The organism is Modestobacter caceresii, from assembly GCF_000761485.1.
GTDB classification, from domain to species: domain Bacteria; phylum Actinomycetota; class Actinomycetes; order Mycobacteriales; family Geodermatophilaceae; genus Modestobacter; species Modestobacter caceresii.
This window is the reverse complement of sequence record NZ_JPMX01000005.1, coordinates 22,193-29,190: the sequence shown is the minus strand read 5'-3', so window position 1 is coordinate 29,190 and position 6,998 is coordinate 22,193. Positions and strand designations below refer to the sequence as shown.

The window sequence follows — 6,998 nt, the reverse complement described above, 5'->3', positions numbered from 1 at the left end:
TCGACGGCCGGGCGGTCGCGCCGGTCGACGGGCGACCGGACGGCGGACCGGTCCGAGGCGCGCTCGGCCGCGCGGTCGGCGGCCCGCTCGGACGACCGGGACGGCCCGCGCTCGCTGCCGAGCGCGTCGTCCAGGGCGCTGGCGAACGCCGGTGCCCGGTCGCTGCCGGAGGACCGGCCGGCGGAGCCGGGGGTGGCCGCACCGGAGCGGGCCGGGGCCGAGATCACCGGCAGGGTGGTCGTGCTGGTCATGCGTAGGCCTCCGCGGCTCTGGTGACCTTCTGGACGTAGGACTGCGTCTCGGCGTAGGGCGGGATGCCGCCGTGGCGCTGCACCGTGCCCGGGCCGGCGTTGTAGGCGGCGAGCGCCAGTTCGGTGGAGCCGAACTGCTTGGTCAGCTGGCTCAGGTAGCGGGCGGCGCCGTCGATCGAGGACGCCGGGTCGGTGGCGTCCACCCCCAGCCCCTTGGCGGTGGCGGGCATGAACTGCATCAGGCCGGTGGCGCCCGCGGACGACACGGCCGAGCTGTTGAAGCCGGACTCGGTCTTGGCGACCGCGGCCAGGAGGGCGGGGGAGACCCCGTGCCGGGCGCCGGCCTGGGTGAACAGGTCGGCGTACGGCACCCCGGCGAGGCCGCCGCCGGCAGCTGCGGTGACCGGCGAGGTGGTCGTGCTCTCCGGCAGCACCCGGCGGATGAGGGTCGGGTTGCCGACGTCCTGCACCTTGACCACGTCGCCCGGCTGCGGGGCGGCGATCATCTTGCCGCCGCCGATGTAGAGCCCGACGTGGTCGATGCCCGGCCGGGAGGACGTGTTGTCGAAGAACACCAGGTCGCCGGGCTGGGCCTCGGCCAGGGAGGCGACCGGCCGGCCGGCGGTGGCCTGCTGGGACGACGTGCGCGGGATGCTGATGCCGAGGTCGGCGTAGACCCGCTGGGTGAAGCCGGAGCAGTCGAGCCCGGTCGCCGGGTCGGTGCCACCCCACTTGTAGGGGACGCCGAGGTACTTGGTGGCCGCACCGACGACCTCGGCACCGGTGCCGGTCGCTGCGGTGGCCCCCGCGGTGGCGCTCGTCGGGCTGGTGCCGGTGAGGCCGGCGGCGGAGGCAGCGGTGGCCCAGGCGGCGTTCTGGGTCACCGGGGGTGCGAAGCGCGCCTGGATCTGCCCGATCCGGCTGTGCACCGCGGTCAGTCCGTCCACGTCGTCTCCTCCCTGCTCGTCCGGGTGGTGCTGTGCTGGCGGGTGACCAGGTCGTCGACCACCCGTTCCTCGGCGGCGTCGGCCGCCGCCTGCAGGGCTGCCACGTGCCGCTCGCGCAGCCGTTCGAGTCCCTTGGTGCGCTGTGCGGCGGCGGTCCACCGGGCGCGGACCAGTTCCGCCTGCTCGGCGCGTGCGACGGCCACTGACCGTGCAGCAGACACATCGGCAGCCGCGGCGGCCGATGCGACCATCGCGGCGACGAAGGCCGCGCCGGTGGGGTGCCCGGGCAGCGCGCGCTGGGTCAGCGCGGCGGCGTCGCGCTCGACGCGCTCGGCCGCCTCGGCGGCCTCGCGGGCGGCCTGGGCCGAGGCGAGCGCAGCGGCCCGCTCCTCGGTCCGGCGCAGCTTGAGCACCGGTTCCAGCCGGAAGGCCGGCTGTTTCACCGCAGGCCGCTCACGTCGTGGTGGCGATCGCGTGCAGTCGGGCGAACGCCTCGGGTGTCGAGGTCGGGTCGTCCACGGCCTGCCGCAGGAAGGCGTCGATCTGCGGCACCAGCCGGCGGGCCCGGTCCACGAGCGGGTCGGAACCGCTCTGGTAGGCGCCGATCTCGATCAGCTCCCGCACGTCGCGCAGGGCCGCCATCATCCGGCGGACCTCCCGGGCGTCGGTCATCTGCGGCGACGGGACGATCGTGGTGGCGACCCGGGAGATCGACTCCAGCACGTCGATGGCCGGGAAGTGCCCGGCGGTGGCGAGCTTGCGGGTGAGCACGACGTGCCCGTCGAGGATCGACCGCGCGGTGTCGGCGATCGGCTCGTTGTGGTCGTCGCCCTCCACCAGCACGGTGTAGAGGCCGGTGATCGAGCCGGTGGTGGACGTCCCCGCCTTCTCCAGCAGCTTCGGCATCATCGCGAAGACGCTCGGCGGGTACCCGCGGGTGGCCGGCGGCTCGCCGGCGGAGAGCCCGACCTCCCGCTGGGCCATCGCCGTACGGGTGATCGAGTCCATCATCAGCAGCACGTCGCGGCCCTGGTCGCGGAAGCCCTCCGCGATCCGGGTGGCGACGAACGCCGCCTTCAACCGCACCAGCGGTGGCTCGTCGGAGGTGGCGACGACGACGACGGTGTTCGCCATCCCCTCCGGGCCGAGGTCCTCCTCGAGGAACTCCCGCACCTCGCGGCCACGCTCACCGATCAGCCCGATGACGCGCACGTCGGCGTCGGTGCCCCGGGTGATCTGGCTCATCAGCGTCGACTTGCCGACGCCGGACCCGGCGAAGATGCCCAGTCGCTGACCGCGCCCCACCGGGACGAGGGTGTCCAGGGCCCGGACGCCGGTGGCGAGCTGCCGGCTGACCCGCGCACGGGTCAGCGCGTTGGGCGTCTGGCTGGTGAGGTCGACGTACCGGATCGAGCTGCCCAGCGGGGGGCCGCCGTCCATCGGCCGGCCGAGCCCGTCGAGCACCCGGCCGAGCAGCGCCTCACCCACCGGCACCTGCAGGGGCATGCCGGTGGCCCGTACCCGGGCACCGGAGCGGACGCCGGAGAGGTCGCCCAGCGGCATGCAGGTGAGCCGGTCCCGCTGCACGGCGACCACCTCGGCCAGCAGCGGCTGGGGGCCGGTGCGGACCTCGACCAGGTCGCCGACGGCCGCCGAGACGCCCTCGACGGTGAGGGTCAGGCCCATCGCGCCGGTGACGATGCCGGTCAGCTGGGGCCGGGCCGCGGCACGGGCACGCGAAAGGACCCCCTCGCCCCCCACCGCTCGCGAGCTCGCGGCGGGCCCCTGCGAGGGGGCCTCGTACGTCCTCACGAGCGGAGCACCTCGCGGACGCGGTCCAGCGCCGCGCTCAGCTGGGCGTCGACCCGCTGGGTGCCGGCCTCGGCCACCGCACCGGCCCGCTCGACGGCGTCGTCACCGCGGACGGTGACCGAGGCCGGCAGCTGGGCCAACGCCTCGGCCGGCACCTCGGCGAGGTCGTCGGGGTGCAGTCGGACGACGACCGGGACGTCGTCGGGGCACAGGGTCAGGGCCCGGCGCAGCGCATCGAGGCCGGGCTCTGCGGCCACGGCCAGTTCCCGGCCGAACAGGTCGCCGACCAGGATGACGACGGCGTCCAGGATGCTGTCCCGCAGTTCGTCGACCACCGGGGCGGCCGTGCCGTCCAGGCGCTCGACGGCGGCGCCCATGGCCGCGGTGGCCGAGGCCAGGCGGCGCTCCCAGCGGGCCTGCACCTCGGTGAGCCGCTCCTCGGCGGCCTGCTCGGCCGCGCGGACGACTCGCTCGGCGGCGACCAGGCCCTCGGCGTGGCCGGCGTCCCAGCCCTCCCGGCGGGCCTCCGCCCGCAGTCGGGCCAGCTGCTCGGCGTAGACCTCGCCCAGCCGGAGCCCGACCCGGGCGGTGGCGGCCTGGTCGCTGTGCGCCGCCGTCGGGTGCGCCGCCGTCGGATGCGTTGCCGTCGAGTGCGTTGCCGTCGCGTGCGTTGCCGTCGGGTCGACCGGAGCGGCGGGGGGGACGACGGAGGGAGCCCGGGGAGCCCGAGGCGGGGGGACCGGCGCAGCCGGGGCCGGTGCAACGGCGTCCTGTGCGGCGGGGCGCACCGCCGACGGCCGTCCCCACACCGGCGCCCCCTGGGGCACGCGCTGGTAGGGGACGGCGCCGGCCGCGGGCGCCCCGCGCAGCAGCAACGTCTCCCGTCCGCTGCCGTCAGGCGACGAAGTCATCCTCACCGCCCCGCGAGATGGTCAGGGTGCCCTGCTCCTCGAGGGTGCGGATGACCGCCACGATCTTGGCCTGGGCCTCCTCGACCGTGCGGGCGCGGACCGGGCCGAGCAGCTCGATCTCCTCGAGCAGGTTCTCCCCGGCACGCTCGGAGAGGTTGCGGACCACCTTGTCCCGGACGTCCTGCTTGACGCCCTTGAGCGCGGTGGCCAGGTCGTTGGCCTCGACGTCGCGCAGCACCAGCTGCAGGGACCGGTCGTCGATGGTGACGATGTCCTCGAAGACGAACATCTGCGAGCGGATCCGCTCGGCCAGCTCGGGGTCGCTGTTCTCCAGCCACTCCAGGATCGAGCGCTCGGTGGGCCGCGAGGAGCGGTTGATGATCTCCACCAGCGTCTCCACGCCACCGACCGTGGCCATGTCCTGGTAGGCGAGCAGCGACCCCATCCGGCGGCCGAGCTCCTCCTCGACCATCCGGACCATCTCCGGGGCGGTGCGGTCCATCAGCGCGATCCGGTAGGCGACGTCGGCCTGCTGGTCCGGCGGGAAGCCCGACAGCACCTCGGCCGACTGCGGTGCCGGCAGGTGTGCCAGCACCAGGGCGACCACCTGCGGGTGCTCGTCCTTGAGGAAGGTGACCAACTGCCGGACGTCGCTGTTGCGCAGCGAGGCGAAGGGGAGCTCGGTGTAGACGACGTTGAGCCGGGAGAGGATGCCGTCGGCCTTCTCCTCGCCCAGCCCGGCGGCGAGGACCTCGCGGGCGAACTCGATGCCGCCGGTGCCGACGAAGCGGCGGGCCTGCATGAGGGTGTGGAACTCGCCGAGCACGTCGTCGACGTCGCTGCCGTTGACCCGCTGCAGCCCCATGAGCTCGCTGGTCAGCTTCTCGACCTCGGAGGGGCGCATCTGGGCCAGTACGGCGCCGGCCTCCTCCTTGGTCAGCTGGGCCAGGAACACCGCGGCCTTGCGCAGCCCCGGCAGCTCCTTGCGGGGCTTGGCGAGCTGGGCGGGCGACGTCGTCGCCGGCACCCCGACGAGCTGTTCGACGCTGGCGATGCTCATTGCTCAGCTCCCTTCGCGATGCTCACGGCAGTCCTCTTGTCCGGTGACGCCACCGGCGTCCACCCCCTGCATCGGCAGTGCGGGGCCCCACCCGGCAGGGCTGGTGCCCTGCCGGGGGAGGCCCCGGACCGTGTGCTCACTTGGCGTCGGCGAACCAGCCGCGCAGCATCGTGGCGACCTCGTCGGGACGGTCGCTGACCATCTCCGAGATCTCGCCCCGCACCCGCTCACGCTGCTGGGCCTCGATCAGCGCCGCCCGGTCGTCGAGGGCCGGGTCCCGGACGCTCTCGACCTGGATGCGCTCCTCGGTCTCCTCGTCCTCGTACTCCTCGTACTCCTCGCGGTTGCGCCGCGAGCGCAGCCAGACGATGAGCACCAGCAGGGCGATGCCGAGGGCGATGCCGCCGGTCTTGATCATCGACCACATCTGGGCGGTCTTCTCCGCCTCCTCGGCGGCGGCCAGGTCGGCGGCCGCCCGTTCGGCGGCGGTCTGGTCGAAGGCCATCGCGGCGACCGTGATGGCGTCCCCGCGGGCGACGTCCAGGCCGACCGCGTTGCCGATCAGGTCCTGCACCTGTGCCTGGTTCAGCGCCCCGGCCACGGCCTGGTCCATCACCACGGAGACGGTGAGCCGCTCGACGGCGCCAGGTGCCCCCTCGATGGTCTCGACGGTCTTGTCGACGGCGTTGTTCCTGGTCGCCGTCTCCTTGTCGTAGGCGGACTCGCCGTTGCCGTTGACCCCGAGGTCCTCCGCACCCAGCACCCCGCCGACGGCCGCGCCGTTGCCCTCGTAGTTCTCGATGGTGGTGCTCTCCGACAGCGCCGGGGTGCCCTCGTTGAAGTCGTAGCTCTCGATGGTCGTGCCGCGCTGGTCGAAGTCCAGGTCGGCGCGGACGGAGACGACGGCGTTGCCCGGGCCCGCGACCCGGTCGAGGATCTGCTGGGCGTTGGCCGCCAGCCGGCCCTCGAACTCCTGCTCCATCTGCGACTGCGCGTCGCCGGCGCCGGCGGACATCCCCTCCCCGGCGGCGGAGAGGACCGCGCCGGTGGAGTCGGCGACCGTGACGTCGGCCGGGTCCATCTTCTCGATGCTGGAGGAGACCAGGTGGGTGACCGCCTGCACCTGCTCACCGGCGAGGCTCGTGCCGGGGGCGAGGTCCAGCAGGACCGATGCGGTCGGCTTGCCCTCCTCGGTGGCGAAGACGTCGTCCTTGGGCAGCGCGACGTGCACCACCGCCGACCGGACGCCGTCCAGGGCCTTGAGGGTGCTGGCGAGCTCCCCCTCCAGCGCACGCTGGTAGGAGACCTGCTGCTGGAACTCGCTGGTGGTGATGCCCTGCTCGTCGAGCAGGGAGTAGCCGGTCTCCTCGCCGGCCGGCAGGCCCTGGCCGCTCATCGCCAGCCGCAGGTCGTAGACGGCGTCCTTGGCCACCATGATCGTCTGGCCGCCGTCGGTCAGCTCGTAGGCGACCCCTTGGGCGTTGAGCTCCTCCACGATCGCCGAGGCGTCGGTGGAGGCCAGGTTGCTGAACAGCGGCGACAGGGTGGGCGCGGTGACCCACCGGGTGAAGAAGAAGCCGCCGAGGAGCAGCCCGGCCAGGAGCAGACCGATGACGATCTTCTGACCGGCGCTGATCGTCGTCAGCAGCGTGCGGACCCGCTCCAGCGGTCCCTCCAGGGCGGCGGGCATCAGATCTGCATCCGCATGATCTCGGTGAACGCCGCGACCGCGGAGTTCTTCAGGGTCACCACGGTGTCGGTGGCCAGCCGGGCCTCAGTGCTGGCGATCATGTAGTCGTGTGCGTCCTGCAGGTCGCCGGTGGCGGCCTGCAGCGCGAGGGAGTCCGCGTTCCCCTGAACGGCGTTCAGGGAGTCGATCGAGCCGCTGAGGACGGCGGCGAAGCCGCCGTCGCCGGAGACCGACCGAGGCGCGGCGGCCGAGGCGGCGCCGGAGACCCCCGCGACGTCGGTGATGCCGGGCATCCCGATGGAGATGCCGGCGATGGGTGAGGTCATG

General features: G+C 73.8%; 8 protein-coding genes. All 8 read right to left on the bottom strand.

What is annotated here, in order from left to right:
- The coding region (locus tag IN07_RS01675; protein WP_036332970.1) for a hypothetical protein at window positions 1-251 on the bottom strand (251 nt) is incomplete at its 3' end.
- Window positions 248-1,198, bottom strand: a complete 951-nt coding sequence (locus tag IN07_RS01670; RefSeq protein ID WP_036332968.1) for a transglycosylase SLT domain-containing protein — start codon at window positions 1,196-1,198, stop codon at window positions 248-250. The genes IN07_RS01675 and IN07_RS01670, both read right to left, overlap by 4 nt.
- Complete coding sequence (locus tag IN07_RS01665; RefSeq protein WP_036332966.1) at window positions 1,186-1,641, bottom strand: hypothetical protein; 456 nt, start codon at window positions 1,639-1,641, stop codon at window positions 1,186-1,188. Before IN07_RS01665 ends, IN07_RS01670 begins: the two co-directional genes overlap by 13 nt.
- Window positions 1,642-1,651: 10 nt before the next feature.
- Window positions 1,652-2,959 (bottom strand): FliI/YscN family ATPase, encoded by a 1,308-nt coding sequence (locus IN07_RS01660; RefSeq protein ID WP_036332964.1) that lies wholly within the window; start codon window positions 2,957-2,959, stop codon window positions 1,652-1,654.
- A 47-nt stretch (window positions 2,960-3,006) separates the two neighbouring features.
- Window positions 3,007-3,921: a FliH/SctL family protein gene (locus IN07_RS01655; protein ID WP_197058307.1), complete on the bottom strand. Its 915-nt coding sequence runs from the start codon at window positions 3,919-3,921 to the stop codon at window positions 3,007-3,009.
- Entirely contained in the window at window positions 3,905-4,981 is a 1,077-nt protein-coding gene (gene fliG, locus IN07_RS01650) for a flagellar motor switch protein FliG (protein ID WP_036332960.1), read from the bottom strand. The genes IN07_RS01655 and fliG overlap by 17 nt, the downstream gene beginning before the upstream one ends.
- A gap of 136 nt (window positions 4,982-5,117) precedes the next feature.
- Window positions 5,118-6,671 carry a flagellar basal-body MS-ring/collar protein FliF gene (fliF, locus tag IN07_RS01645; RefSeq protein WP_036332958.1) on the bottom strand — a complete coding sequence of 518 codons (1,554 nt, stop codon included), beginning with the start codon at window positions 6,669-6,671 and terminating at the stop codon, window positions 5,118-5,120.
- On the bottom strand, window positions 6,671-6,997 hold the full coding sequence (gene fliE / locus IN07_RS01640; RefSeq protein WP_036332956.1) for a flagellar hook-basal body complex protein FliE: 327 nt from the start codon (window positions 6,995-6,997) through the stop codon (window positions 6,671-6,673). The genes fliF and fliE overlap by 1 nt, the downstream gene beginning before the upstream one ends.
- Between the last annotated feature and the right edge of the window lies 1 nt (window position 6,998).

Coding starts and splice junctions, on each gene's coding strand:
- IN07_RS01655 (WP_197058307.1), bottom strand. CDS start 3,921: ATGACTTCGTCGCCTGACGGCAGCGGACGGGAGACGTTGCTGCTGCGC.
- fliG (WP_036332960.1), bottom strand. CDS start 4,981: ATGAGCATCGCCAGCGTCGAACAGCTCGTCGGGGTGCCGGCGACGACG.
- fliF (WP_036332958.1), bottom strand. CDS start 6,671: ATGCCCGCCGCCCTGGAGGGACCGCTGGAGCGGGTCCGCACGCTGCTG.
- fliE (WP_036332956.1), bottom strand. CDS start 6,997: ATGACCTCACCCATCGCCGGCATCTCCATCGGGATGCCCGGCATCACC.